Source organism: Afifella sp. YEN Y35, assembly GCF_047553465.1.
In the GTDB taxonomy this organism is placed as follows: Bacteria; Pseudomonadota; Alphaproteobacteria; order Rhizobiales; family Afifellaceae; genus Afifella; species Afifella aestuarii.
Genome location: NZ_CP180203.1, coordinates 1,522,991 through 1,548,734, shown reverse-complemented (window position 1 = coordinate 1,548,734; position 25,744 = coordinate 1,522,991). Strand labels below are relative to the sequence as shown.

31 protein-coding genes are annotated in these 25,744 nt (G+C 63.0%); 13 read left to right on the top strand and 18 right to left on the bottom strand.

Annotated features, from left to right (window positions below):
* Positions 1-137: 137 nt before the first annotated feature.
* Positions 138-1,073, bottom strand: a complete 936-nt coding sequence (gene hemF, locus ACK8CP_RS07405) for an oxygen-dependent coproporphyrinogen oxidase (RefSeq protein ID WP_414833826.1) — start codon at positions 1,071-1,073, stop codon at positions 138-140.
* 101 nt (positions 1,074-1,174) lie between these two features.
* Between hemF and ACK8CP_RS07400 the strand changes: the two genes are divergently transcribed.
* On the top strand, positions 1,175-1,771 hold the full coding sequence (locus ACK8CP_RS07400) for an HdeD family acid-resistance protein (protein ID WP_414833825.1): 597 nt from the start codon (positions 1,175-1,177) through the stop codon (positions 1,769-1,771).
* A gap of 96 nt (positions 1,772-1,867) precedes the next feature.
* A complete protein-coding gene (locus ACK8CP_RS07395) occupies positions 1,868-2,098 on the top strand; it encodes a hypothetical protein (protein WP_234627692.1) in 231 nt (76 codons plus the stop codon).
* 36 nt (positions 2,099-2,134) lie between these two features.
* On the opposite strand, the gene ACK8CP_RS07390 is transcribed toward ACK8CP_RS07395, so the two are convergent.
* Complete coding sequence (locus ACK8CP_RS07390) at positions 2,135-2,602, bottom strand: tRNA (cytidine(34)-2'-O)-methyltransferase (RefSeq protein ID WP_414834207.1); 468 nt, start codon at positions 2,600-2,602, stop codon at positions 2,135-2,137.
* A 112-nt stretch (positions 2,603-2,714) separates the two neighbouring features.
* Between ACK8CP_RS07390 and ACK8CP_RS07385 the strand changes: the two genes are divergently transcribed.
* The 5 genes from ACK8CP_RS07385 (at position 2,715) to ACK8CP_RS07365 (ending at position 8,413) form a co-directional block, all read left to right on the top strand.
* Positions 2,715-4,562: an ABC transporter ATP-binding protein gene (locus ACK8CP_RS07385; RefSeq protein ID WP_414833824.1), complete on the top strand. Its 1,848-nt coding sequence runs from the start codon at positions 2,715-2,717 to the stop codon at positions 4,560-4,562.
* A 309-nt stretch (positions 4,563-4,871) separates the two neighbouring features.
* On the top strand, positions 4,872-5,384 hold the full coding sequence (petA, locus tag ACK8CP_RS07380) for a ubiquinol-cytochrome c reductase iron-sulfur subunit (protein ID WP_414834206.1): 513 nt from the start codon (positions 4,872-4,874) through the stop codon (positions 5,382-5,384).
* Positions 5,385-5,400: 16 nt separating this feature from the next.
* Positions 5,401-6,681 (top strand): cytochrome b, encoded by a 1,281-nt coding sequence (locus ACK8CP_RS07375; RefSeq protein WP_234627696.1) that lies wholly within the window; start codon positions 5,401-5,403, stop codon positions 6,679-6,681.
* Between the two features lie 35 nt (positions 6,682-6,716).
* Positions 6,717-7,643, top strand: coding sequence for a cytochrome c1 (locus ACK8CP_RS07370; protein ID WP_234629303.1), 927 nt, complete (start codon positions 6,717-6,719; stop codon positions 7,641-7,643).
* Between the two features lie 227 nt (positions 7,644-7,870).
* Entirely contained in the window at positions 7,871-8,413 is a 543-nt protein-coding gene (locus ACK8CP_RS07365) for an adenine phosphoribosyltransferase (RefSeq protein WP_261212245.1), read from the top strand.
* A 35-nt stretch (positions 8,414-8,448) separates the two neighbouring features.
* Here ACK8CP_RS07365 and ACK8CP_RS07360 read toward each other — a convergent pair whose 3' ends face one another.
* From ACK8CP_RS07360 to chrA, 6 genes are all read right to left on the bottom strand, one after another.
* Positions 8,449-8,931 (bottom strand): MaoC family dehydratase, encoded by a 483-nt coding sequence (locus ACK8CP_RS07360; RefSeq protein WP_414833823.1) that lies wholly within the window; start codon positions 8,929-8,931, stop codon positions 8,449-8,451.
* The gene (locus tag ACK8CP_RS07355; protein ID WP_414833822.1) at positions 8,928-9,377 is read right to left on the bottom strand and encodes a MaoC family dehydratase; all 450 of its coding nucleotides are present in this window, start codon (positions 9,375-9,377) and stop codon (positions 8,928-8,930) included. The genes ACK8CP_RS07360 and ACK8CP_RS07355 overlap by 4 nt, the downstream gene beginning before the upstream one ends.
* An 82-nt stretch (positions 9,378-9,459) precedes the next feature.
* On the bottom strand, positions 9,460-10,563 hold the full coding sequence (gene ychF, locus ACK8CP_RS07350; RefSeq protein WP_414833821.1) for a redox-regulated ATPase YchF: 1,104 nt from the start codon (positions 10,561-10,563) through the stop codon (positions 9,460-9,462).
* A 42-nt stretch (positions 10,564-10,605) separates the two neighbouring features.
* Entirely contained in the window at positions 10,606-11,298 is a 693-nt protein-coding gene (pth, locus tag ACK8CP_RS07345) for an aminoacyl-tRNA hydrolase (protein ID WP_414833820.1), read from the bottom strand.
* Positions 11,299-11,330: 32 nt separating this feature from the next.
* Positions 11,331-11,987 (bottom strand): 50S ribosomal protein L25/general stress protein Ctc, encoded by a 657-nt coding sequence (locus ACK8CP_RS07340; protein ID WP_234627701.1) that lies wholly within the window; start codon positions 11,985-11,987, stop codon positions 11,331-11,333.
* Between the two features lie 146 nt (positions 11,988-12,133).
* A complete protein-coding gene (gene chrA / locus ACK8CP_RS07335) occupies positions 12,134-13,336 on the bottom strand; it encodes a chromate efflux transporter (RefSeq protein WP_414833819.1) in 1,203 nt (400 codons plus the stop codon).
* A 211-nt stretch (positions 13,337-13,547) separates the two neighbouring features.
* Between chrA and ACK8CP_RS07330 the strand changes: the two genes are divergently transcribed.
* A complete protein-coding gene (locus tag ACK8CP_RS07330; RefSeq protein ID WP_414833818.1) occupies positions 13,548-14,057 on the top strand; it encodes a plastocyanin/azurin family copper-binding protein in 510 nt (169 codons plus the stop codon).
* Between the two features lie 54 nt (positions 14,058-14,111).
* Here ACK8CP_RS07330 and ACK8CP_RS07325 read toward each other — a convergent pair whose 3' ends face one another.
* From ACK8CP_RS07325 to lgt, 7 genes are all read right to left on the bottom strand, one after another.
* Positions 14,112-15,044: a ribose-phosphate pyrophosphokinase gene (locus tag ACK8CP_RS07325; protein WP_234627704.1), complete on the bottom strand. Its 933-nt coding sequence runs from the start codon at positions 15,042-15,044 to the stop codon at positions 14,112-14,114.
* A gap of 124 nt (positions 15,045-15,168) precedes the next feature.
* Positions 15,169-15,426: a hypothetical protein gene (locus ACK8CP_RS07320; protein ID WP_414833817.1), complete on the bottom strand. Its 258-nt coding sequence runs from the start codon at positions 15,424-15,426 to the stop codon at positions 15,169-15,171.
* Positions 15,427-15,760: 334 nt separating this feature from the next.
* The gene (gene pgeF, locus ACK8CP_RS07315) at positions 15,761-16,531 is read right to left on the bottom strand and encodes a peptidoglycan editing factor PgeF (protein WP_234627706.1); all 771 of its coding nucleotides are present in this window, start codon (positions 16,529-16,531) and stop codon (positions 15,761-15,763) included.
* A gap of 109 nt (positions 16,532-16,640) precedes the next feature.
* Positions 16,641-17,129 carry a copper chaperone PCu(A)C gene (locus ACK8CP_RS07310; RefSeq protein WP_414833816.1) on the bottom strand — a complete coding sequence of 163 codons (489 nt, stop codon included), beginning with the start codon at positions 17,127-17,129 and terminating at the stop codon, positions 16,641-16,643.
* 20 nt (positions 17,130-17,149) lie between these two features.
* Positions 17,150-17,644 carry a copper chaperone PCu(A)C gene (locus ACK8CP_RS07305; RefSeq protein ID WP_414833815.1) on the bottom strand — a complete coding sequence of 165 codons (495 nt, stop codon included), beginning with the start codon at positions 17,642-17,644 and terminating at the stop codon, positions 17,150-17,152.
* A gap of 96 nt (positions 17,645-17,740) precedes the next feature.
* Positions 17,741-18,814: a class I SAM-dependent methyltransferase gene (locus tag ACK8CP_RS07300; RefSeq protein ID WP_414833814.1), complete on the bottom strand. Its 1,074-nt coding sequence runs from the start codon at positions 18,812-18,814 to the stop codon at positions 17,741-17,743.
* Complete coding sequence (lgt, locus tag ACK8CP_RS07295) at positions 18,811-19,641, bottom strand: prolipoprotein diacylglyceryl transferase (RefSeq protein ID WP_414833813.1); 831 nt, start codon at positions 19,639-19,641, stop codon at positions 18,811-18,813. The genes ACK8CP_RS07300 and lgt overlap by 4 nt, the downstream gene beginning before the upstream one ends.
* Before the next feature lie 230 nt (positions 19,642-19,871).
* On the opposite strand from lgt, the gene ACK8CP_RS07290 reads away from it, so the two are divergent.
* The 5 genes from ACK8CP_RS07290 (at position 19,872) to ACK8CP_RS07270 (ending at position 22,909) form a co-directional block, all read left to right on the top strand.
* The gene (locus ACK8CP_RS07290) at positions 19,872-20,168 is read left to right on the top strand and encodes an accessory factor UbiK family protein (protein ID WP_092815223.1); all 297 of its coding nucleotides are present in this window, start codon (positions 19,872-19,874) and stop codon (positions 20,166-20,168) included.
* A 255-nt stretch (positions 20,169-20,423) separates the two neighbouring features.
* On the top strand, positions 20,424-20,924 hold the full coding sequence (locus ACK8CP_RS07285; protein WP_092815220.1) for a YbjN domain-containing protein: 501 nt from the start codon (positions 20,424-20,426) through the stop codon (positions 20,922-20,924).
* Between the two features lie 3 nt (positions 20,925-20,927).
* Positions 20,928-21,761 carry a pyrroline-5-carboxylate reductase gene (gene proC, locus ACK8CP_RS07280; RefSeq protein WP_414833812.1) on the top strand — a complete coding sequence of 278 codons (834 nt, stop codon included), beginning with the start codon at positions 20,928-20,930 and terminating at the stop codon, positions 21,759-21,761.
* A 99-nt stretch (positions 21,762-21,860) separates the two neighbouring features.
* Entirely contained in the window at positions 21,861-22,559 is a 699-nt protein-coding gene (locus ACK8CP_RS07275; RefSeq protein WP_414833811.1) for a TetR/AcrR family transcriptional regulator, read from the top strand.
* Positions 22,556-22,909, top strand: a complete 354-nt coding sequence (locus ACK8CP_RS07270; protein ID WP_414833810.1) for a tRNA-binding protein — start codon at positions 22,556-22,558, stop codon at positions 22,907-22,909. The genes ACK8CP_RS07275 and ACK8CP_RS07270 overlap by 4 nt, the downstream gene beginning before the upstream one ends.
* A gap of 6 nt (positions 22,910-22,915) precedes the next feature.
* Here ACK8CP_RS07270 and ACK8CP_RS07265 read toward each other — a convergent pair whose 3' ends face one another.
* The 3 genes from ACK8CP_RS07265 to ACK8CP_RS07255 all read right to left on the bottom strand — a co-directional run bounded on the left by ACK8CP_RS07265 (position 22,916) and on the right by ACK8CP_RS07255 (position 25,647).
* The gene (locus ACK8CP_RS07265) at positions 22,916-24,292 is read right to left on the bottom strand and encodes an ATP-binding protein (protein ID WP_414834205.1); all 1,377 of its coding nucleotides are present in this window, start codon (positions 24,290-24,292) and stop codon (positions 22,916-22,918) included.
* Between the two features lie 90 nt (positions 24,293-24,382).
* Complete coding sequence (locus ACK8CP_RS07260) at positions 24,383-25,099, bottom strand: response regulator (RefSeq protein ID WP_128293807.1); 717 nt, start codon at positions 25,097-25,099, stop codon at positions 24,383-24,385.
* A complete protein-coding gene (locus ACK8CP_RS07255) occupies positions 25,096-25,647 on the bottom strand; it encodes a MarR family winged helix-turn-helix transcriptional regulator (RefSeq protein ID WP_234627714.1) in 552 nt (183 codons plus the stop codon). The genes ACK8CP_RS07260 and ACK8CP_RS07255 overlap by 4 nt, the downstream gene beginning before the upstream one ends.
* Positions 25,648-25,744: the final 97 nt, after the last annotated feature.

The window sequence follows — 25,744 nt, the reverse complement described above, 5'->3', positions numbered from 1 at the left end:
GCTGCCGACGCATTCTTCAATGTGAGCGATCGTTCGGCGGATTCAATGCCGCAAGACGTGCCTATGGTCGCATCTCGTCATCAAATGGCAGATCGCTGGAGGCAGAAGACATGGCCTGAAGGCCGCGCCAAGGGGCGTTACGGCCACCGGACCTCGGGTGGCATCGACGACAGGATGGAGGCGACGTTGCCTCCCGTCTTGAGCCCGAAAATCGTGCCCCGGTCGTAGAGCAGATTGAATTCGACATAGCGTCCCCGGCGAACGAGCTGCTCCTCGCGCTCGGTCTCGCTCCAGGGTGTCGCAAAGTTGCGTTCCACGAGCTTGGGATAGATGTCGGCGAAGGCCTGACCCACTTTTTGCACGAAGTGGAAGTCGGCTTTCCAGCCTTCATCACTGCCGCTGCCCGAATTCAGGTAATCGAAGAAAATCCCGCCGATGCCGCGCGCCTCGTCGCGGTGGGGAAGGTAGAAGTAATCGTCGCACCACGTCTTGAGACGCGGATAATCGACTTCTGCGTGGCTCCGGCAGGCGACTTCCATTGCGGCGTGAAAATCGCGGCTGTCCGGATCATCCTGGCTGCGCCGTGCGGCGAGGACCGGCGTCAGATCGGCGCCGCCGCCGAACCATTGGCGGCTCGTCACCACCATGCGCGTGTTCATATGTGCGGCCGGCACATGCGGGTTGCGCGGATGCACGATCAAAGAAATGCCGGACGCCCAGAATCGCGGATCTTCATCGGCGCCGGGGATCTGCCCGCGAAACTCTGGCGCGAATTCCCCGAAGACGGTCGAGCAATGGACGCCGGCCTTTTCGAAGACGCGTCCGTGCATCACCGACATGACACCGCCACCTCCGGCCGCACCGGAATGGTCGCTCCGATCCCACGGCGTACGCTCGAAGCGGCCGGCGGGTGCCTCGCCCGCGGCGTCGGCCGGCACGGCATCTTCCAGGGCTTCGAGCCGACTGCAAATCGTGTCGCGAAGGGCCTCGAACCAGGCGCGGGCTTCTGCCTTTTTGGCATCGATGTCGTCCGGCACGCTGAGAGCGTCGAGATCCGGCCGGTAAAGGTGCATGTTGCGGCTCATTGTCTCGCGCTTAAAGCATGGCTTTGATCGCGGCAACCGAACTGCGTGGCTTGAGTTCCTTCTGGCAACGAGAAGATATGGAGATTGCCATGTACGAAAGCGATTTTGGCGGGCTCGGCCCGAGAGACCGAGAAATGCAGGAAACGTTGGCGGAGCGCTGGGGCTGGCTCGTGGCCTTCGGCGCGATCGCTTTGATTGGCGGCCTCTTGGGCTTCATCGCGATCGTGACGGCGACGGTCGCCAGTGTCTATCTCATCGGCATCATGATGCTTCTCTCCGGCTTTGCCGAGGTGGCCCACGGCATCCAGTCGCGCCGCTGGTCGCGCTTCTTCCTGTGGATCCTGATCGGTGCGCTCTATGTCGTTGCCGCTGCGATGATTTTCGTGGCGCCGCTGTTCGCGGCGGTGATCCTGACCTGGCTTCTCGGCGTGGTGCTGATCTTCGCGGGCGGTGTGCGCACCTTCCTCGCCTTCTCGATGCGCCCGCAGCGGCGATGGGGATACGTCCTCGCCTCCGGTCTCCTCACCATTCTCATCGGTGTCGTCATTCTGGTCGGCTGGCCGGCCTCGAGCCTTTGGGCCCTCGGCATCTTCCTCGCCGTCGATCTGATCGTGATCGGCTCGGCCTGGATCGCCATGGGGCTTGCTCTGCGAGATGTCGCGCATCCACGGTCTGGCAGCATGTGACCGCCGCCTGCGATTCGTCTGATTCGCAGAGGACTTTCTGCTGCGCTATATTGAGACCGGGCGTGGCCGAAGATCGGCGCGCTGGAGGTTGGCGCGATGAACGGCGACTTCTCGCATGGACGCAGCGCAAGGGGACCAGCACCCGAAGGTCTCGATATCTGGCGGCGGGAGACCTTCGTTCTGCCTCGGCCGCGGGCGCGAGAACGCGCCCGCGAATTCCTGCAGCGCTTTCCGCGCGAAGCCTATCAGAGCGAGGTCGAAAGCTGGCGCGAGCTCGACAATGGCGACATCGAGTTCACCATGCGCCGGCTGCCGACCGCCGATTGACCTGATCCTCCACGTGAGATTGGCGCACGCGGAAGCCTAACTGGAAGCGGGAAGGCCGCCGGTCTGCCTCAGCGCTTCAAACAGAGAGATCGAGGCGGCATTGGCGACGTTGAGCGAGCGCGTCGCAGGCCGGATCGGCAGGCGCAGGAGCCGATCGACCCGGTCGCGGACATCGCTCGGCAGTCCCGCCGATTCCCGTCCGAGAAGCAGGATGTCGTCGGCAGTGAACGCGAAATCCGGCAGGCTCTCGCGTCCATGTGTCGTCAGCGCGACGAGCCGCCGGCCGGCTTCTCGCCTCCACCTCTCGAAAGCCGCAAAATCGTCGTGCTCGCGAAGGGCCGCGAGTTCCACGTAATCCATCCCCGCGCGCTTCAGATTTCTGTCGGAGAGAACGAAGCCGGCAGGATGGACGATGTGGACGGTCGCGCCGAAACACGCGCCGAGGCGAAGGATTGCCCCGGCATTCTGCGGAATGTCGGGTTGGAAGAGCGCGATATCGATCATGGCTGTGCGGCGAGGGGTTTGCGGATGGGCTCTGCTCTGCAGAAGGAAGGTGAAGCGTGGCAAGAAGAAGCACGTCTTCTCGCCATCGCAAAGCCGCGCCATATTGGGATCCATGTTTCGCTTCTTCGAGCGCCTGATCGATCCCCTCAGGCCTGATTCCGCCCAACCTCCGGCAACGACGATGGCCTTCATCTGGCATTACGCCCGCCAGATGGGCTGGCCGCTGGCCGCATTGCTGGCGACGGGGCTCGGCTCCGCCGTGACCGATGCCGTGGTTTTTTCCTTTATCGGCAGGCTCGTCGACATGATCGGCAGCGCGAGCCGGGAGACCTTTTGGTCCGACCATGGCGTGACCTTGCTCGGGATGGCGTTCGTGGTGCTCGTCCTGCGACCTGCCTTCGTCATCGCCAACAGTCTTTTGAGCGAGCAGAGCGTGGCACCGAATTTCGCCAATCTGGTGCGGTGGCAGAGCTACCGACATGTTCTGCGCCAGAGCGTTTCCTTCTTCGCCAACGATTTCGCCGGGCGCATCGCCAACAAGGTCATGCAGACGGGGATCTCGCTTGCGGATTTCGTGACCGGGCTGGCGGAGACGCTTTGGACCGTATTGGTCTTCGCCATCACCGCTCTCGTCCTCCTGGGGCAGGCCGATCTTCGTCTGATGCTGCCCGTCATCGTGTGGCTCGGCGGGTACGTCGTTCTCGCTTACGTGATGATCCCGCGGCTGCGCGGGGCTGCAAAGCGCGTTTCCAACCAGCGCTCCATCGTCAATGGCCGCATCGTCGACAGCTATACGAACATCCAGACCGTCAAGCTCTTCGCCGAAGCGGAGACGGAGGAAAGCTTCGTTCGCCAGGCGATCGGCACCTTCGTGGAGCGTTTGCGGGTCCTGACACGTCAGGTGACGACCATCCGCGCCGTTCTCACCATGCTGAATGCGGGTCTCGTCGTTGCGATCGCCGTGACGTCGCTCTGGCTCTGGCAGAATAGCGCCATCACGGCGGGCGCGATCGCCACCGGGCTTGCGCTGGCGACTCGCCTGTCCACGATGGCGGGCTGGGTGATGTTCCAGCTGTCCGCCTTGTTCCGGCATATCGGCATTGTCCAGGACGGGCTGGAGACGATCTCCCGACCCCACGAGGTGCTCGACAAGCCGGATGCCAGAGATCTCGCCGTCAGCGGGGGAGACATCAGCTTCGAGCACATTCGCTTTCATTACGGTCGCGGTGGCGGCGTGATCGAGGATCTCTCGTTGCATGTGCGCCCCGGCGAACGCTTGGGTCTCGTGGGCGTTTCGGGGGCCGGCAAATCGACTTTGGTGAGCCTTCTCCTGCGCTTTTACGACCTCGAAGGCGGGCGCATCCTCATCGACGGGCAGGACATCTCGGAGGTGACCCAGGCCTCGCTGCGGGCCGCGATAGGTGTCGTCACGCAGGATACGGCTCTTCTGCATCGCTCGGTGCGCGACAACATCGTCTACGGGCGGCCGGATGCAGACGAAGATCAGTACGAAGAGGCGGCGCGTGCCGCCGAAGCGGCGGAATTCATCGACAATCTTTCCGATCATCGCGGCCGCTCCGGCTATGACGCTCTCGTCGGCGAGCGCGGCGTGAAACTGTCGGGCGGTCAGCGCCAGCGTATCGCGATCGCGCGTGTCCTGCTCAAGGACGCTCCGATCCTGGTTCTCGACGAGGCGACCTCCGCGCTCGATTCGGAAGCCGAGGCCGCGATTCAGGAAAATCTTGAACGGCTGATGCAAGGAAAGACGGTAATCGCCATCGCCCACCGTTTGTCGACGATCGCTGCTATGGATCGTCTCGTCGTCCTGGAGCGCGGGCAGATTGTCGAAACCGGCACACACCAGACATTGCTCCAAAAAAACGGTGTCTATGCAAAGCTATGGGAACGCCAGTCCGGCGGTTTCTTGGCTCCGCGTGAGATCAGCCTCGACGTTGCTTGACGCAAAAGTGGAGGCTGAGGCGCGACATTGTGGCGTGTTCGTCTAAGCGTCACTGGACAAGCCTTGGGCAAGGGTGACAAATGAAACCAGGGGCGCTAAGAGGCCGCGCGCTTGGTCTTCGCTGGGAGCTGCGTGGAGCAAGCGGAGTCGGCTGGCTGTCGCGTCTTCGCGCTCTTCCAGTCGCAAATGGCCGTCCGACCTGCGAGGGTAGAATTCGTGTCCGCTAATACATATCCGACTACCGTTCCTGATTCCGCCGCTGCGCCAGATCCGCACAGCAGTGAACCGTCGAGGCGAGACTTTTTCGTCATCGCCACGGGCGCTGCCGCGGTCGTGGCCGTAGCTGGGTTGGCATGGCCGTTCATCGACCAGATGAATCCGGATGCCTCCGCCTTGGCGCTCGCCTCGATCGATGTCGACGTCTCCGCCATGGAGCCGGGACAGTCGATCACGGTGATGTGGCGCGGCAAGCCCGTCTTTATCCGTTACCGCACGCCTGAAGAGGTGGAAGCGGCGAAGAATACGCCGCTGTCCGATCTCAAGGATCCGATCGCGCGCAACGACAACCTCGAGAGCAACGCGCCGGCGACCGATGAAAATCGCGCCGCACCGGGACGTGAAGAGTTTCTCGTGATGGTTGGCATCTGCACCCATCTCGGCTGCGTGCCGATGGGCGAGGCGGGTGATTACAACGGCTGGTTCTGCCCCTGCCACGGCTCGGTCTACGACACGGCCGGGCGCATTCGTCATGGGCCGGCGCCGGAGAACATGTTGATCCCCACCACGGCCTTCAGCGACGACAACACAATCACGATCGGCTGAGCGGCGGAGAACGAGAATGCAGGGTACATCCGAATACCAACCGCGCACCGGCATTGAACGCTGGATCGATTCGCGCATGCCGCTCCCGCGGCTCATGTACGATTCCTTTATCGCCTATCCGATCCCGCGGAACCTCAACTATTCCTATGCCTTCGGCGCGATCCTGAGCCTCGTGCTTGTGGTTCAGATCCTCACCGGCGTGGTGCTGGCGATGCACTATGCCGCCAATTCCGCGATCGCCTTCACCTCCGTCGAGCAGATCATGCGCGACGTGAACTACGGCTGGCTGTTGCGCTACATGCACGCGAACGGATCGTCGATGTTCTTCATCGCGGTCTACATCCACATGTTCCGCGGCCTTTACTACGGTTCCTACAAGGCCCCGCGGGAAATCCAGTGGATCCTGGGCGTCATCCTCTTCCTCCTGATGATGGCGACGGCCTTCATGGGCTACGTGCTTCCTTGGGGCCAGATGAGCTTCTGGGGCGCCACCGTCATCACCAACCTGTTCTCGGCGATCCCGCTGGTCGGCGAAACCATCACCCACTGGCTGTGGGGCGGCTTCGCGGTCGGCAATCCGACGCTGAACCGCTTCTTCTCGCTGCATTATCTGCTGCCGTTCATGATCGTCGGCGTGGTCATTCTCCACGTCTGGGCGTTCCATGTGACCGGGCAGACCAACCCGACGGGCGTCGAGCCGAAGTCGCGCAGCGACGTGGTGCCGTTCACGCCGCACGCGACCATGAAGGACGCGGTGGCGATGGTCGCCTTCGCGCTGTTCTTCGCGTGGTTCTTGTTCTACCTGCCGAACTATCTCGGCCATCCGGACAATTACACGCTGGCCAACCCGCTGGTGACGCCTCCGCACATCGTGCCGGAATGGTACTTCCTGCCGTTCTACGCGATCCTGCGGGCCATCCCGTCCAAGCTCGGCGGCGTGATCGCGATGTTCTCCTCGATCATCGTGCTCTTCTTCCTGCCGTGGCTGGACAGGTCGAAGGTGCTCTCGGCGGCGTACCGTCCGCTCTATCGCATCTTCTTCTGGATCTTCGTGGTGGACGTCATCTGCCTTGGCTATTTCGGCGCCAAGCCGCCGGAAGGCTGGTACGTGATCGCTACGCAGCTCCTGACGGCGTACTACTTCGTCCACTTCCTCATCATCTTCCCGCTGCTGGGGTACATCGAGAAGCCGAGGCCTCGCCCGACTTCCATCACCGAGGCTGTGCTTTCCAAGCATAAGAGCGGGGGTGGCGGGACGCCGGCCGAGGCGGCGGCCTCCCCGGAACGACGCGGCTGATGCGAGACGGAACTGCGACAAACACCATGACGACAATGCTTAAATCCATAACGCGTCTTTCGGCAGCTGGCGTTCTCGTTCTGGCCGGACTGTCCGTGGCGGCAGCCCAGCAAGACGCTCCGGCGGCTCCGGAATCTCCGGAGGCGAAACCCGAAGAATCGGCACTGCCTCATTTCCCGCTCGAAGAGCCGGAAGAGATGGAGTGGAGCTTCGCCGGGCCCTTCGGCAAATTCGATCAGCAGCAGCTGCAGCGCGGCTTCCAGGTCTACCGGGAAGTCTGCTCGGCCTGCCACTCGATGAAGCTGGTGCCGTTCCGTGCTCTCGGCTGGGAGGGCGGGCCCCACTTCTCGGAAGAGGAGGTGGAAGCGCTTGCGGCCGAATACCAGATCCAGGACGGTCCGGACGACACGGGTGAGATGTTTGAGCGGCCGGGCCGGCCGTCGGACTATTTCCCGGCTCCGTTCCCGAACGATGAGGCGGCCCGCTACGCCAATGGCGGCGCTATCCCGCCGGACATGTCCGTGCTGGCCAAGGCGCGCGGTGTGGAACGCGGCTTTCCGCAGTTCCTGATCGATATCTTCACCACCTATCAGGAGGGCGGCCCGGATTACATCCATGCGCTTCTGACGGGCTATGAGGACGAGGCGCCTGAAGGCGTGACGGTCCTCCCGGGGCAGTACTACAACCCGCATTACATGTACGCTGCCGCCCTGGCGATGCCGCCCCCCTTGTTCGAAGATTTGGTCGAGTATGCGCAGAACCAGGACGACGATCCGAACAACGACGTCCCGCAGACGGTGGATCAGTATTCCCGCGACGTGGCTGCGTTCCTGATGTGGGCGGCGGAGCCGCACATGGAGGCCCGCAAGTCGATGGGCTTCACTGTGATCGCCTTCCTGCTCGTCTTCTGCGGCCTCGTCTACTATGTGAAGCGCAAGGTTTGGTCGAACGTGGAGCACTGATCTCCGCTCACTCCGATCGGATATTTTCGATGGCCGCGGCTCGTCCGCGGCCATTTCTTTTGGCCGCGCGCGAGGCCCGTGCTTCGGTCTCTGGTGTCAATTGCCTGCGTTGCACGGCAGCCTTTGTCCGGCGGCAAGATGCCCATCTGGCCGTCGCGGTTATCCGGTGTTAAGCCACTGACCGTTCGCGCAAAAGCGGACGAAAGCTGAGGCAGCTGGGGCGAGGGATGAACAGCCTGATCGACAAGCTCGAGAGCACCATTCGGACAATTCCGGATTATCCGAAGCCGGGAATTGCGTTTCGCGACATCACCACCCTGCTGGGAGATGCGCGCGCCTTTCGGCGGGCGGTCGATGAACTGGTTCAGCCCTGGGCCGGCTCCAAGATCGACAAGGTCGCCGGCATCGAGGCCCGCGGCTTCATCCTGGGTGGCGCCGTGGCACACCAGCTGTCTGCGGGCTTCGTGCCGATCCGCAAAAAGGGCAAGCTGCCTTACGATACGGTCCGCATCGCCTACAGCCTCGAATACGGGCTGGACGAGATGGAGATCCACAAGGACGCGATTCGCCCCCAGGAAAAGGTGATTCTCGTCGACGATCTCATCGCGACGGGCGGCTCGGCGGACGCTGCCATCCGACTGATGCAGCAGATCGGAGCCGATGTGATCGCCGCAGTCTTCGTCATCGATCTGCCGGATCTCGGCGGGGCGGCCAAGTTGGAAAAGCTTGGTGTGCCCGTGCGCACGCTTGTGAGCTTCGCTGGCGACTGATGGGAGGGGCGCGGGGCCCTTCTAGCCCCAGCACTCTATCTCGCTTCTGAGGGCCTCTCACGCCGCACGAAGACCTTGCCGATGAAGGTATAGGCGAGCGCTCCGTCTTGCTTGTGGGCCTCATTGCGCATGACGACGAGCCCCCAGTCCGGACGCGACGCGCTTTCCTTCTTGTCGATGACCTCGGTCGTGTAGGTGAGGGTGTCGCCGGCGAAAACGGGCTGCACCCATTTGAGGGCTTCAAATCCCGGGGAAGGACCGGCATTGCGCGGATCGAAGTCATCCCCGCGCTCGGCCTCTTCCTTGGAATAGGCGATCCACAGTTTCATGAAGATCGCGGCCGTGTGCCATCCGGAGGCGGCGAGGCGGCCGAAGGGCCCGTTTTGTGCACCTTCTTCGCTGAGATGGAAATCCTGCGGATCGAAGGCTTCTGCGAAACGGACGATCTCCTCGCTCGTGAAATGATACGAGCCGAGCACGATGCGCTCGCCGATCTGGATTGCTTCGAACGTCTTCATGCCGCCGTCTCGCGGAGCCGGAAGGCGATTGGGTTGGTCATCGTCAGGACGAGCTGATCGTTCTGGTTGGCAACCCGGTGTTCGAAACGCACCACGCCGAGATGGGGACGGCTTGCGGAGGGTCGCTTTTCGAGGACGAGCGAGACGCCGGTGAGGCGATCGCCGGGGCGCACGGGCTTCAGCCAGCGCGCCTCCTCGATGCCGGACGAGCCCATCGAGGCGGCCTCTTTCAGCCAGCCATCGTACATCATCCGCATGAACATCGCCGAGCTGTGCCAGCCCGACGCGGCAAGACCCCCGAGCATGCTTGATGCCGCGGCGGCTTCGTCGAGATGGAATGGCTGGGGATCGAACTCCGTCGCAAAGGCGATGATCGCCTCGCGGCTCACGGCATAGGGCGCAAGCGGCAGCTCAAGGCCGGGATGAAAATCCTCAAAATGCAACATGCCCCATTCTTAGGGTCGGCAAAATTTCCTGTCGAGGCGTTCGTGCCCAGACGTTCAGACCCAAAGGTTCAGGCCCAAAGGTTCAGGCGTTGAACTTGAAGAGGAGCACGTCGCCGTCTTCGACGACGTATTCCTTGCCTTCGTCGCGTGCCCGACCCGCCTCCTTGGCGGCCGTCTCTCCGCCGAGCTCGATGAAGTCATCGTATTTGATGGTCTGCGCGCGAATGAAGCCGCGTTCGAAATCGGAGTGGATCGTGCCTGCGGCCTGCGGGGCTCGCGAGCCCCGCCGGATCGTCCAGGCGCGCGCCTCTTTCGGCCCGGCCGTGAAGAAGGTGATCAGATCCAGAAGCTCGTAGCCGGCGCGGATGAGCCGGTCGAGGCCCGGCTCCTCGAGGCCGAGGTCGGCAAGGTAATCGGCCTGTTCTTCAGCATCGAGCTGGGCGATTTCCGCTTCGATCGAGGCGGAGATGACGACGCAGGCGGCCCCTTCGGCGGCGGCACGCTCGGCGACACGAGCGGAATGTGCGTTGCCTCTGGCGGCTTCGTCTTCCGCCACGTTGCAGACGTAGAGGACGGGCTTGGACGTCAAAAGCCCGAGCGTGCGCAGGATCGCCCGATCCTCGTCGGATAGTTCGGCGCGGATCGTGCGCACCATGCGGCCTTCCTGAAGGGCCGCGAGCGCCTTTTCCATGACCGGCAGAAAGGCGAGCGCTTCCTTGTCTTTGGCCGTTGCCTTCTTGCGCATCGCCACGACACGGCGTTCAAGGCTTTCGAGATCGGCAAGCATCAGCTCGGTTTCGACCGTCTCCGCGTCGGCCACGGGATCGATGCGGCCCTCCACATGGGTGACATCGCCGTCTTCGAAGCAGCGCAGGACATGCGCGATGGCATCGACTTCGCGGATGTTGGCGAGAAACTGGTTGCCGAGGCCCTCGCCCTTGGAGGCTCCGCGCACGAGGCCGGCAATATCGACGAAGGTGAGGCGGGTCGGCACCGTTTGGGCGGATTTCGTGATCTCCGCAATGCGCTTGAGGCGCGGATCGGGGACCGCGACTTCACCGGTGTTCGGTTCGATCGTGCAGAAGGGATAGTTCGCTGCCTGCGCCGCGGCCGTCTTGGTGAGCGCGTTGAACAAGGTGGACTTGCCGACATTGGGCAGCCCGACGATGCCGCATTTGAAACCCATGGCGATGCCTGTTCGAAAGTTGGTGTGAGGGGGAGGGTGCGATTAGGAATCGCGCCGGAAGAGCCTTTTGAGCCCATCGGCAAGCGGTCCTGATCGGCTTTCTCCCGAGACGCGCGAGCTGGCGGGTGACGGAGGCAGAGGGGCCTCCTCGGCGGCGCGTTGCGCCGAGCCGTTGCTCGCCAGATGCACGCGGTTCATGAAATTGGCTTCATCGCCCTCTGCCAGAAGACCGACATTTTCCGCAATTGCCCGCAAGAGCGGCTCGCGCCACGCCTCGTCTTCCTTGGCGAAATCGTGGAGGACATGGGCGTTGACCAATTCCTTGGTGCCCGGATGACCGATCCCGATGCGCATGCGGCGGTAGGATTTCCCGATATGCGCGTCGAGCGATTTGAGACCGTTGTGGCCGCCATGGCCGCCGCCCGTCTTGAGGCGAAGCTTGCCTGGCGCCAGGTCCAAATCATCGTGAATGACGAGCACGTCTTCCGGCTTCAGCTTGTAGAAGCGCATGGCGTCTCCGGCCGAGCGGCCGGATTCGTTCATAAAGGTCGCGGGTTTGACGATAACGACCTTATCGTCGCCGATCTGGCCCTCGGCCGCTTCCCCCTGGAAACGCGCGCGCCAGTTCGAAAAACGATGATGGCGGTGGATTTCGTCCACCGCCATGAAGCCGATATTGTGCCGATGATGAGCGTACCGGCGACCAGGATTGCCGAGACCGACGATCAACAGCATCGTCCGACCTCCCTTGGTCGAGAGGGGGAGGATTACTCCTCCGTCTCCTCTTCCTCGTCACCTTCGCCTTCGACCTCGGGCTCTTCACCCTCGGCCTCTTCTTCACTCTCTTCGCTGACGAGCGACGCCGGGGCGGCGATCGTGGCGATGGTGAAGTCGCGGTCCGTGATGGTCGGCGTCACGCCCTCGGGCAGGGCAACGTTGGAGATGTGGATGCCGTCGCCGATATCGAGACCGGCGAGATCGGCCACCAGATTCTCAGGAATCTGATCCGCCGGCACGTGCACCTCGACGGTGTGGCGCACGACATTGAGAACGCCGCCGCGGGTGAGGCCCGGAGCTTCTTCCTCGTTGATGAAGTGCACCGGCAGTTCCAGGGTCAGCGTCGTGCCGCGCGAAATGCGCAGAAAGTCCACATGCATCAGGAAGCCGCGAACGGGATCGAGCTGAAAATCCTTCGGGATCACGCGCACCTTGTCGCCGTCAACGTTGATGGTTGCGACGGTGGTGAGAAAGCCGCCGGCATGCAGCTTCAAATTCAGTTCTTTGTAGTTCAGCGCGATCGGTGTGGCGGGCTTCTTGTCGCCGTAAATGACGGCTGGGACTTTACCCTCGCGGCGCACGGCACGTGCGGCCCCCTTGCCGCTCCGTTCGCGCACCTCAGCTGTGAGCTCGTAGCTATGGCTCATTGGTGCACTCCTAGGTTTAAGAAGAGAAAGAGCCGCATGGCGCGGCTCCTCGTACGTCCGGCCTCCAAGGGTGCCGGCACGTGGGCGCGCTTATAGGCGAGGCCTGCATAAAAGGCAATGCGGAGGCGGGACGGCGAGGAGGCGGCTTAGAGTATGACGGCCCCGACGCTGGCTGCCGCGATCACCACGGCCCATGCCGGCACACGTGGCACCAGAAGAGCCAGAAAGGCGCTTGTGGCGATCGCAAAGCCGTCGGGCGAGTTCACACCCGCGGTAAAGACTGGATCGTAGAGTGCGGCGGCGAGGATGCCGACCACGGCGGCGTTCACGCCGGCCAGGGCGCGGCGTGCGCCTGGTGCGTGCTGAAGCTCCCCCCAGAAGGGGAGGGCCGCGACGACGAGAAGCGCGCCTGGAAGGAAAATCGCCAACAGCGCGACGAGACCTCCGACCGCCCCGGCGAGAGGTGTTTGTGCGAGCGTGCCAAGATAGGCCGAAAAGGCAAAGAGTGGCCCAGGCAGTGCCTGCGCGGCGCCATATCCGGCGAGGAACGCATCGCGAGAGACGAGGCCCGGATCGACGACCTCCGTTTCCAGAAGAGGCAGAACGACGTGGCCGCCGCCGAAGACGAGAGCGCCGGCGTGGTAAAAATGGGCCGCAAGCCCAATGCCGGTCGGGCTCCCACGCAGCATGAATGCCACGAGAAGCAGGAGGACGAAGAGAGCGAAGGCCGCAAGGCCGAGGCGCCGCCCGACCTTTGTGTCGATGGCGGCTTCGGCTTCGCGCGCCTCGACCGCTTTGTTCGGGATGACCAAGAGCCCGAGGAGTGCGCCCATAAGAATGGCGCCAAGCTGCGTCCACGGCGTGTGCGTGACAAGAACGAGCGCGGCGGCCCCGGCCGCCATGGCAAGGCGACGGAGATCCGGCGTCAGCTTTTGCGCCATGCCGAGGAGGGCAAGAGCCACGACGGCAACGGCCGCGGCTTTGAGGCCGGCGATCCAGCCGGATCCGATGAGCGGCGAGAGAAAGCCGAAAGCCTCGGCGAAGCCGTACATGAGGAGGGCTGAGGGCAGCGTGAAGCCGACAAAGGCGGCCAGCATACCGAGATAGCCCGCGCGCATCAGACCGATCGCCATCCCGACCTGGCTGGAGGCCGGGCCGGGGAGAAACTGGCAAAGCGCGATCAAATCGGCATAAGCCGCGTCGCTCAACCAGCCGCGCTTCTTGACGAAGGCCTCGTGATAATAGCCGAGATGCGCGACAGGTCCGCCGAACGAGGTGAGGCCGCGCACCAGAAAGACCTTGAAGACCTCGAGGGCGCTGCCCTCGATCTTGACCGTTTCGTCTTGCATCGCGCCCCCCGGATTTCGTGCCAGCGGTATCTCGTCAACATGACAGCCGCTTCAAGGCGTGCCGCGTCGTCTCGAGGGGAGCCGAACCGGCTTGACAATTTGTCGAGGGAACCACGAAGTGCGTGCGGGGTCGCGGCATTTCGCCGCTACCGATGCTTCGCCGCCATAGGCTCCCGCAATGCGCAAGTTCGGGCGGCGTGGAGACTCAGAGATGCGGAAAGTTGGGATTTTTGCGTTTGCTGTCGGGGCAGTGTCTGCCGCCACGCTGGCCGGTGCTGCGAGCATGCACGGACAGGACGGAATGCACGGTATGGAAGCCGGGCATGGTCATCGCGCAGAGACGGCTTACGGTCGTCCCGGCGATGGGGCTGCCGAAGCGCGGCAAATCGAAATCGTGCTCTCAGAAAGCGACCAGGGCATGCACTATTCGCCCGACCATCTGGCCCTCGACCGCGGGACAGAAGTGCGCTTCGTGCTGCACAATGAGGGCGCCCTGGAGCATGAGTTCGTGATTGGCACGGCCGCGACGAATGAGGCCCACGCTCAGGCTATGGGCGAAAACCCTGATATGGCGCACGCCGATCCCAACGCGGCCAGGCTTCAGCCGGGAGAGAGCACGACGCTCTCCTGGCAATTCACCGAGCCTGGGACTTTTGAATACGCCTGTCTCATCCCCGGCCACCGCGAGGCGGGGATGTACGGGAAGATCATCGTGAAGTGATCGGAATATCCGGCAACACGTGACCCTGGACTTCGCGGATGCGAAGTCGCGGGCCTAGTCGAAGAGACTGGAGACAGATTTTTCCAGGGCGGTGCGCGAGATCGCCTCGCCGAGAAGGGCCGCGATCGAAACCACGCGAACATTGTGCGCGCTGGTGACGGCCGCCGTCGGCTCGATGGAATCAGTAATCACGAGTTCGGTCAGCCGCGAGGCCGTGATGCGGGCGACGGCTCCGCCCGAAAGAACGCCGTGGGTGATATAGGCGGTGACGGACGTGGCGCCCTTGGCGAGCAGCGCGTCGGCGGCGTTGCACAGCGTGCCGCCGGAATCGACGATGTCGTCGACGAGAAGGCAGTCACGGCCGGCGACTTCGCCGATGATGTTCATCACTTCCGATTCGCCCGGACGCTCACGGCGTTTGTCGACGATGGCGAGCGGCGCATCGATGCGTTTGGCGATGGCGCGTGCGCGCACCACGCCGCCGACGTCGGGCGATACGACCATGACATTGCCGAGTTCGTAATGCTCTTTCACGTCGCGTGTGAACACCGGCGCCGCATAGAGATTGTCCGTCGGGATGTCGAAGAAGCCCTGGATCTGACCGGCGTGCAGGTCGAGCGTGAGGACGCGATCCGCGCCGGCTTCAGTAATGAGATTGGCGACGAGTTTGGCGGAGATCGGCGTGCGGGCCGCCGGCTTTCGGTCCTGGCGGGCATAGCCATAATAGGGGATCACCGCCGTAATGCGCCGCGCCGAAGCCCGTCGGAGCGCGTCGATAATGATCAACAGCTCCATCAGATTGTCGTTGGCGGGAAAGCTCGTCGACTGGATGGCGAAGACGTCTTCGCCGCGCACGTTTTCCTGGATCTCTACGAAGATCTCTTGGTCGGCGAACCGTCTTACGGCACATTTCGCCAGTTCCACATCGAGATAGGAACTGATCTGCTGCGCAAGACTCCGGTTGGAATTGCCGGCGACGATTTTCATCGGCTGGAAGCCCTCTCAAACATTCAGGCGGCTCCCCGGAGTGGCGAGCTGCAAAGGAAGCGCCTTTCGGCGCGGTCGCCCTGCACGGCGGCAAGGCTGGCGTATAGCGAACTGTGTGCGCTGATCAACCGGACGCAAGCCAGGATGTCAGTTTGTCGAGTGTTTCCTGCGAGACGAGCGCCAGCGTCTTGTCGTCGACGGCCGACCACGGATCGCTTGCCTTGCGCTCGATCATGATCTTTCCGGCAATCCGATGCACGCGCTTCAACTCGGGCGACAGCACATCCCAGACATAGACGACGAGTGTTCCGTCATCTTCGGCGACGGCCGAGAGATAACCCTTCATCGTGTAACTGGCGGTCGCGTCCTGAAAGTTGGCCAAAGCGATCCCGCGACTCGTCGCGCCGCGTGCCACTTCAACGGCAAGTGCGTCTGCGATTTTCTGGGGCGGCCCGGTCAATGGTGCGAAAGCAACGCGTGCGTCTGTCGTCACCTTGCTTGAACTGGACACAGTAGCACCCGGCCCGCCCGTCTTGAGGGCGGGGTTGCACGCGGCCAGAGGGATGAGCGCGAAAAACGCCAGAAGCGGAGACAGTCGCATAATCAAGCCTTTTCAGAAGGGCCTCATACCGGCTGACCGTGCCGACGTCCACCAGCTAACGCCGCCCGTCCCCTGCGTCTATGCATGGCAGACAGACGCACCTCGTGCTTTCTGCCTATGCCAGGACAATTGCTGAGAGCAGGCGTCCATAATCCTTTTCGCCGCGATGGGTCGCACGACGATAGGAAAAGAAGCGGTCTTCATCCGCATAGGTGCAGAGATCGAGGTTGTGCGCCTCAATACCCGCCCCTCGCAGGCGCTTCACGATGTAACCCGGGAGGTCGAACATCGCGTGGCCTGTCCGCTCGGACGCAGAGAAGAATGTCTTGTTCTCAGCGTCTGCAGATAAAAAGCGGTCCATGAAATCCTCGCCGACCTCGTAGTTCTTGCCGGAGATGGTGGGCCCCAAAACGGCGACAATCGAGGATTGCTCGGCGCCGAGTTGCGCCATGGCGTCGATGGTGGCTTCGAGAACGCCGGAAAATGCGCCCTTCCATCCGGCGTGCGCCGCGCCGATCACGCCGGCCTTCGCGTCGGCGAAAAGAACGGGTCCGCAATCGGCGGTGCCGATGCCGAGAAGGATCCCGCGCCGGTCCGTCACCAGCGCGTCGCAACGCGGGCCCTCACCGGGCGCCCAGACCTCGTGGACCACGGTCGCATCGCTGCTGTGGATCTGATGGGGCGTGGCGAGGAGCTCCGGCGCGACCTCCAGATGGCGGCAGGCCCGCGCGCGATTTTCCAGGATATGCAGACGATCATCCGAGGAGCCGAGCCCGGTGTTGAGGCTCGCATAGATACCCTCTGAGACGCCGCCCTCCCGCGTGAAGAAGGCGTGACGGATATTTGGGAAGGCGAGGGCATCAGCCTGGATCGGTGTCGGAGACATTCTTCTCTCAAAATCGTGGAATGGCTGGTCGAGATCGAATCATGCGGGAGCATCCCCCACAACGAAATAATGAGACTGTCGAACCCGTGGTCGTTGCCTCCCATGGTCTTCAGCTCGGCGGTTGCCTTGCGCCGGCTGTGGCAACGGGCAACGAGAGTTCGATGCGGCCCGCTTTGGCGAAAGTGAGCGTGACCGGGATTCGTTCATGTTGTGCGAGGGGCTTCGCAAGCCCGCAGAAGACGAGATGATCGCCGCCCGGCCTGAGCCTGATCGTGCGGCCGGGCGGAATGCTGATGCTTCTGATCCGGCGTGTCTCGAGGGCACCGTCTTCATTGAAGCGCGTCTGCCGCAGCTCGCCCCGTTCGGCAAAAGGCGTCTCCACATAAAGAAGGCGCTCCGGCTGCAGACCTGTGTTGGTGATGACGAGGTAGGCGGCGGTATCCAGCGCCGGTCCCGCCGTCGCCCGCACGAAGCCCGAATGAATGCGCACGGTTCCGCCCGAGGCTTCGCCCGGCTGCTGAACACGCGCTGCCGCCGGCTCTGCCGAAGCGGCGATCAGCAAGGCAAAGGCGCCAAACAGGATTTGCCGGAGATGCATGGTCGCAGCGTGCCCCACGCCTACTTCGACACTTCAGGAGGCCGCGTGGCTCCGATCTTGGCCGTCGGCAAAGAGATCTCGACTTGTCCTGCGCGTGCGAAAGTGAGCGTCACCGGAACGGAGTTTCCCGCGGTCAAGGCGGTCTCGAGGCCCATGAACATCACGTGGTTGCCGCCGGGCTCGAGCGTCACGCTCTCGCCCGGCTGGATCTCGAGCCCCTCGGTCATCTCCCGCATTTTCATGACGCCATCCTGCATGCTCATGGCATGGACGAGGCTTTCCTTTGCGAAGGGAGCGGAGACGGAGACGAGCCGATCTGGTTGCGAACCCTCATTCGAGATCGTGAGATAGCCGCCGGCCGACGGTGCGCCCGGTGGCGTCGCCCGGGTCCATGCATGGCTGATCGTCAGGTCGCCGACCTCGATTGGTCCCGCCCCTTGAGCGAAGGCGCTTCCCCCGGCGGCGATGAGCCCGGCTGCGAGCAATGAACGAAGAGAGCGAGAGAACGGCATCATCTGTCCTTCCTGTCGGGATGAGGCGTGTCCGCGCCGAAAAGAATGGTGGTCGTGCGGGCAACCGTCAGGGGCTGTCTGCACGCGCCCATCTGAAATCTACGAAGCGGCAAAGGGTGCCGGCACGAGCCCTGGCTTGACGATCGCCAGGACCTTGAAGAGCTCTCCCATTTCCTCCGGGCCGGCGAGGCGGGTCACTTCATTGCGAAGTGCCTCCTGCTCCTCTTCGCTGCGCCCGAATCCGAGACGTCCTGCGCGTTCTACGAGCCCGAGATGCAAGAGAAACTCGCCCTGGTGCATGGGGCCGTAGACATCGGCTCCGGCCGCGAACGCGGCGTCGGACAGCGCCGAAAAATCGACGTGCGCCGTCAGATCCACCTCGCCGGGCCGTTTCAACGGATCGGCGAATTCGTGCCGGGCCACGGCCTGGAGCGTATCCCCGAAGCCCGGCTCGCCATGGCCGTAGTCGATGATGAGAGCGCCGCCGCCGTCGCTTGCAAAGCGCTCCGCCAACTCGGCCACGATCGGGGCTGCAGCTGGCCGCTCTTCCCAGACATCGCCGTCCTGCGGTTCGAACGGGACATTCTCCGGGCGCCCCGGTCCGAAGCCGAAAGTGAGCTCACCGTCGGCATCGAGGCCGAGCATGCGCTCCTCCCAGCTTCCCCGCCTGAAGACGAACTGACGGATCGGCAGCGCATCGAAGAACTCGTTGGCGACGACAAAAAGCGGACCTTGCGGCAGCGTCTGAAGGCTTTCATGCCACTCCTTGCGGCCGGCAAAGGACGCAAGCGCCGTTTCCTGTGCCTTCGCAAGGACCGGGCTCGTCTCCACGAGATGCACGGACAACTCGCTGCAGAAGTTTGGTTTGAGACGCACGACCCGCAGGATGTCGCTCATCAAGGTGCCACGGCCGGGCCCAAGCTCGACGAGATTGATGGGCTGCGGACAGCCCGCCTGTTGCCAGAGATCGATGACCCAGGCCCCGATGATCTCCCCGAACATCTGGCTGACTTCAGGGGCCGTGATGAAATCGCCCCTCGCGCCGAACGGATCGCGGGTGACGTAGTAGCCGTGTTCGGGATGGCCGAGGCAATGGCCCATCCAGCTTGCAAGCGTCATCGGTCCGTTGGTGCGGATGATGTCTTTCAGCGCATCTGAAAGTGTCCCCGTCACACCCCGTCCTCCGTCGCCTGTGGGCCCCGCCGCCATGCGTAGATGACTGCTCCGGCACCGATCAGGATCATGGGAAGCGACAAGATCATGCCCATTGTGAGGAACGCCGCGATGAAACCGAGTTGCGGGTCAGGCTGGCGGAAGAACTCGACGAAGATGCGGAACGCTCCATAAAAGATGAGGAAAACGCCGCTCGTCAGGCCGGGATGGCGCAGGCTCCTGAAATGATGCGTCAGGAGCCGCAGAATGAGGAACAGCAGGATCCCCTCCAGAGCTGCTTCGTAAAGCTGGCTTGGATGTCTCGGAACTCCGCCGCCGCCCGGAAACACCATTGCCCAGGGAACGTCCGTCGGGCGCCCGAAGAGCTCGCCGTTGATGAAATTGGCGATACGGCCGAAGAAAAGGCCGAAGGGGACAGCGGTCGATACGACGTCGAAAAGCGACATCAAAGGAAGGCCGCGTTTCCAGGAAAACGCCATCATCGCCACGATCGTGCCGATCAGACCGCCGTGGAACGACATTCCACCTTCCCACAACCGAAAGAAGGCGAGTGGCTCGTTCAAGAAGTGGCCTGGCTGGTAGAAAAACGCGTATCCGAGCCGCCCGCCGAGGATGATGCCGATGGTGATCCATAAGACGAAATCGTCGAGATCCGTGGCCGTGAGAGGCGCGCGGCCTCCCTGCCAGAGGCGCGGGTTATTTGCCTGGCGCCGCGCATACCACCAGCCGAGAAGGATGCCGACAAAATAGGCGAGACCGTACCAGCGCACGGCGAGGGGGCCGATCTCCACGGCAACGGGATCGATCTTCGGAAACGGCAGGGCCACGGGAGTTCACGATGCTTCTGTTTAAAGCGCGCCGGACCCTTGCCCAGAATGGCGCTGCGGGTCAACCGGGCGCGGGCTGTGGTCGCCGCGCTCGCTCTGCCGCGACCCCACGCCCTTGTCTCTCCGCTTGCGGCGCGGCGCCGAGGTCCTATATCTCACCCTCTGTATGCCGCAGCGCCACCGAAGGAACGCCTGGCGTCAGTGCCAAACAATGCCGGAAAGGGATCCCGATGACGCAAACCTCCAATCGCCTCATGGACGAATTCGCCAAGCTGATGACGGATGCGACGGGGGTAGCGCAGGGGGTGCGGCGCGAAGCCGAAACGGCGATGCGTTCGCAGCTTGAACGCATCATGTCGGAGCTCGATCTCATCCAGCGCGAGGAGTTCGAAACCGTTCGTGACATGGCTTTGAAGGCGCGCGCGGAGAACGAAGCCTTGCAGCAGCGTGTCGCTGCTCTCGAAGCGCGGCTTGCCGGCGATGAAGCACGGCTTGCGGCCGACGAGGAAGGGCCTCTCGCCGACTGACATTTCTCTTCCGTGCGACAACGGCCCCGGCGTCGAGTTCGGCGTCGGGCGATCGGTCGTGGAAAAGCCGTCTCCGACCGAGCTGCGGGTTTTGCGGCACGCCTTCGTTCCTATACTTGGAAACGGAAGAGATTCGTGGCGTCATCAAATCGACACGCCCACACCTAAGGCTAAAGAACTGAAGGAGCTGCTGATTCTCATCGCGTCCCATCACTTTCCGATGCCTTGCAACCTCCCAAGATGCGAGGGCCAATTATGAGCCTGCTCGATTTTCAGACCGCTGCCGCCGGAAATCTTGTCGACCTGGTGGAGCAGATCGCCACCTACCACGATTGGAGCTTTGACCGGTCCGGCGAGGACGAAATTACCGTTTCGATCGCCGGCAGCTTCTGCGACTACAATATTTCTCTGTCATGGATGGAAGAATTGGAGGCGATGCATCTTGCTGCCGCCTTCGATTTTCGTGTCAGTGAGCGCCGCAAGACCGAGATCATGCGTCTTCTGGCGCTGGTGAACGAGCAATTGTGGATCGGCCATTTCGATCTCTGGCAGGCTGAAGGCGTCATCATGTATCGGAGCGCATTGCTTCTGTCAGACGGGGCCGAGGTCAACACCGGTCAGCTTGAGGGAATTCTCTCGGCTGCGGTGGAGGCTTGCGAGCGCTACTATCAGGCCTTCCAGTTTGTCATCTGGGCCGGGAAATCTCCCGAGGAGGCTCTCGGTTCGGTTCTTTTCGAGACGCTCGGAGAGGCATAGACGATGACCGCCGAAGCGGCTCTTTCTGAAACCGGGCCCGTTCTCCTGATCGGAGCCGGGCGAATGGGCGGCGCGATGCTGGAGGCGTGGCTTTCCGCCGGGCTTCCGCCGGAAAGGACGATCGTCCGCGATCCGGGGCTTTCGCCTGAGAGAGCGCATGAGCTCGGCTCCCGGGGCGTCGGCATTTCGAACGGCGCTGACGAGGCCGACAGCGCACCCCGTGTCCTGGTCCTTGCCGTCAAGCCGCAGCAGATGGACAACGTCCTGCCGGAAGCGGCGCTCTACGCAGGCGAAGAGACGCTGATTATCTCGGTTGCGGCCGGGATCGGGCTCGCCCGCTTGGCGAAAGCGTTTGAGGCATCCTCGCGCATCGTGCGGATTATGCCCAACACCCCGGCGCAGGTTGGGGCCGGCATGGCCGTGGCGGTCGGCAACGATGCCGTGACGGAGCAGGACCGCACTCTGGTCGATGCCCTGATGCGTCCGACCGGGGAGATCGCCTGGATCGACGATGAAGGGCTGATCGATGCGGTGACGGCAGTGTCGGGCTCGGGGCCCGCTTACGTCTTCCATCTCGTCGAGGCGATGGCCGCAGCCGGTGAAGCCGCCGGGCTGCCAGCGGAGCTTTCCATGCAGCTTGCGCGCCAGACAGTCGTCGGAGGCGGAGCGCTTCTCGCCGGAAATCCCCTCGCTGCGGAGGAGTTGCGCCGAAACGTGACGTCTCCGGGCGGCACCACCCAGGCGGCGCTCGATGTGCTGATGGCCGAGCATGGTCTGGTCGATTTGATACGCGAGGCGGTTGCTGCGGCCAAACGGCGTTCGATCGAGCTCGGCTGAGTGCGGCCTGCGGCATTGTGGCGGGGTCTTGCCCCATGAGAGCGGCCTCTATCTAAAAGAGCGCCTCGCCATATTGAGGGCAGAAGGGAATTGACCACGATGGCCACTGCCAAAACCCGCGACAAGATCATCGACGCTTTGCTCGACCTCGTGGCCGAGCGCGACTGGGATGACGTGACGCTTGCCGACATCGCCGATGCGGCGGGCGTGACCTTGCAGCAATTGCGCGAAACCTACGACGGTCGGGGCGACATCGTCGGGGATTTTTGCCGGCGGACCGATCGGGCCGTTCTTTCCAATCTCGATCCGGACATGGCATTCGAAAGCCGCCGCGAAAGGCTCTTCGACGTGCTGTTCTCGCGCTTTGAAGCTTTGGGCCCGCATAAGCATGCCATTTCGGGTCTTGCCCATTCGGCGAGGCGAGACCCGCTTCTGGCCGCGGAGCTGAACCGCCACCTTGTCACGTCGATGGCGTGGATGATGACGGCGGCCGGTATTTCATCTGGCGGACCGGGCGGGCTGGTTCGGGCGCAGGGCCTGGCTTTTCTGTGGAGCCGGGTGACGCGCACGTGGCTCAGCGACGATGACCCGGGTCTTGCGCGCACGATGTCGGCGCTCGATCGTGAACTCCGCAAGGGCGAACGGGCGGTGATGCGGCTCGACCGGCTGGCGCGCTTCCTGCCGCGGCCGCCCGGAGGCCGCCGCCACACGGCGCGGCGGAGCGCGCCGGCGCCCGAAGCGGCAGCACCGTCCGATGGCGCCCAGGCCGCCGGAGCTACCGGAGCCGACGGAGTATGAGCGATCCTGTCAGCGAGACGATCGCGTTCGACGATTTCTTGAAAGTCGATATCCGTGTCGGGCGTATCGTTGAGGCAACCCCTTTTCCGGAAGCGCGCAAACCCGCCTACAAGCTTCTCATCGATTTCGGCGAGGAGGTCGGGCAGAAAAAATCCTCCGCGCAGATCACCAAGCATTATGAACCGGCCGAACTCGTCGGGCGGCAGGTTCTTGCCGTCGTGAATTTCCCGCCGCGCCAGATCGGTCCGATGCGTTCGGAAGTTTTGACGCTCGGCGTGCCTGATGCCGACGGAGAGGTCGTGCTGATTGAGCCTAACCTCGACGTGCCCCTCGGTGGGCGGCTTTTCTGAAGGCCGCTACGCCGGAATAGTCACCACAGCTCTCAGTCCTCCGAGCCGGCTGTCTTCCAGGACAATGTCTCCGCCATGGCTGCGGGCAATGTCGCGCGCGATCGCAAGCCCAAGTCCTGTTCCCCCGACATCGACATTGCGGGAATCATCCAGCCGGTAGAACGGGCGGAACACCGCTTCCTTATCCGCGTCGAGAATGCCCGGCCCATCGTCATCGATGGTGATTTCGAGGACCCCGTCACGGTGGGTAGCGCTGATCTCGATGCGGTCGGCAAATTTTGCCGCGTTTGTGAGAAGGTTGGAGATGCAACGGGCAAGAGCAGTCGGGCGTACGTGGATTTCCGGCTCGCCCGAGAAGTTCAGCACGACCGTGTCGCCGCTGCGCCGTGCGTGCTCGGCAAGGGTTTCGAGGAGATCGGGCAGCACGACGGCTTCCGTCTCTTCGCCCGCGTCCCCCTTGGCGAAGGCCAGATAATCTTCGAGCATACGGCTCATCTCTTCGACGTCGTTCTGCATCGCCTGGCTCTCTTCGCCCTCCGGCAGGAGAGCGAGTTCGAGTCGGAACCGCGTCAGGATGGTCCTGAGATCATGGCTGACGCCTGACAGCATTGTCGTGCGTTGTTCGATCTGGCGTTCGATGCGCTCGCGCATGTCGAGAAACGCCTGGCTCGCCTGCCGAACCTCCCGCGCTCCTCGGGGTTTGAAGTTCTCGACGTTGCGGCCTTTGCCGAAGCTTTCGGCCGCATAGGCGAGGGCGACGATCGGCTTGATCTGGTTGCGCAGGAACAACAGGGCGATCGCCAGCAGGATGAGGGCGCTGCCGCTCATCCAGACGAGGAAGATGTGCGAATTGGAGGCATAGGCGCGTCGACGCGGCGCGAAGACGCGCAGGACGACATCGTCGAGCCGAATGCGGATCTCGACGAGATCGGAATTGCCGACGGTGTCGATCCAGAACGGACGGCTGATCACCTGAGTGATCTGCTCCGACAGAGTGTGGTCGAGGAGAGAGAAGAACGGCTTCGGAACCGGCGGGGGCAGGGGATCCGGCGGCAAAATGGAGACGGTCAGCTGAAACGTGTCGGCCGCGAGCCGTGTGACGTCGAGATAGCCTGGCTCGTGCGGATAACGCTCGATGACCGCGATGAGAGCGGCGATGTCGCCGGTGAGCGATTGCGACAGGCGCTCGGTGACGAGCTGCCAGTGCCGCTCCATGAAGACATAGGCGACGATTGCCTGGAGAATGACGATCGGGGTGACGACGATCAGAATCGAGCGAGCAAAGAGCCCTTTCGGCATGCGCCCCATGAGACGGTCGCCGAGCCCGCCGAACGGCCGGATGCGTTTGAGCCGCCGGCGCCAGCGTCGGAGCGAACGACGCAGACCTTGGTGATTGAGGCGCGCAAGCGTGCCGCGATCAGGGAAAACGGCCGAGACTGCACGTGTAAGGAACGGCGCTCGCGGCATCAGAAATCAGTCGACCATCAACCGGTAGCCGATGCCGCGAACCGTCTGCAGATGCACCGGGTTTGATGGATCGGCTTCGATCTTGCGCCGCAATCGGTTGACCTGCACGTCGACGGTGCGCTCGCCGCTCGCATCGGAGCTGGACAACAGCTCGTGGCGGGGCACGGTTTCGCCCGGACGGCTGGAGAAGGCCGTCAGCAATTCGCGTTCGCGGTCGGTGAGACGGATCGGTTCCAGCCCGCGCTTCAGCTCACCGCGCTCGAGATGGAACGTGAAGGGGCCAAAGCGCACGAATTCGATTTCGCGCACGGGAGGCGGGCTCCCGCGTTTCAGGATATTGCTGATGCGCAGAAGAAGTTCGCGCGGCTCGAAGGGTTTGGCGAGATAATCGTCGGCACCGAGCTCGAGGCCCCGCACGCGGCTTTCGGCTTCCGAACGCGCCGTCAGCATCAGGATTGGCACGTCGTCGGTCTTGCGCAGACTTGCCACCAGATCCATGCCGTTTTCACCCGGCATCATCACATCGACGATGAGGAGATCAAAGGTCATGGCCGAGAGATGGCGTCGTGCTTCTTCGGCCGAGGCCGCGACGGTCGCGCGGTAACCGCCATTCCTCAGGAAGCGGGAGAGGAGGGAGCGGATACGGTTGTCGTCATCGATGACGAGGAGATGGGGAGCATCGTCCGGCAGTTCCGCCGGCACCGCCTGTTCGGCGAGGGTCATGCGCTGGTTCTTTCCTCAAACACCCGTCGCGCCACGTCGCTCTGTTCCGCTTCATTGACCATATTGAGCAGAAAGTCTGCGACCGTGTCGCGTGCATCGGGCCCGAGACGAGCCAATGCTCTCTCGATTCGGCGAGATTGTGGTTCGCGCAACCGGGCAGCCAGGGCCTCGCCTTCGGAGGTGGCGAAGAGCAGCCTTTCCCGCCGATCGGTCTCGCCCGGCTGCTGCTCGATGTACCCGCCCGTGATGAGCTGCTTCAGAACCCGGCCGAGGCTCTGCTTGGTGATCTTCAGCATGTCCAAGAGGTCCGCCACGCGCATACCAGGGTGGCACGTCACGAAATGCAGCACCCGATGATGGGCCCGGCCGAACTCATAGCGCGCGAGGATCGCGTCCGGATCGGAAATAAAATCTCGATATGCGAAAAAGAGCAAAGACATTAGGTCGTCGTAGCGCTCTTTGGGAAAAATCGGCGCGATCCGTTCGCGTGAGGGCGTAATTACGTCAGCCATGTTGACATATTTTCCGTCGTTGACTACGAAGGTCAAGCCGTTTGTGTATGGTTGCTGGGCAGGAGAGACGGTCCAAAAGAGCGCGCTCTTGCCGCAAACCTTACAAGATGCGCCGCCGAAAGCAATGCAAGCT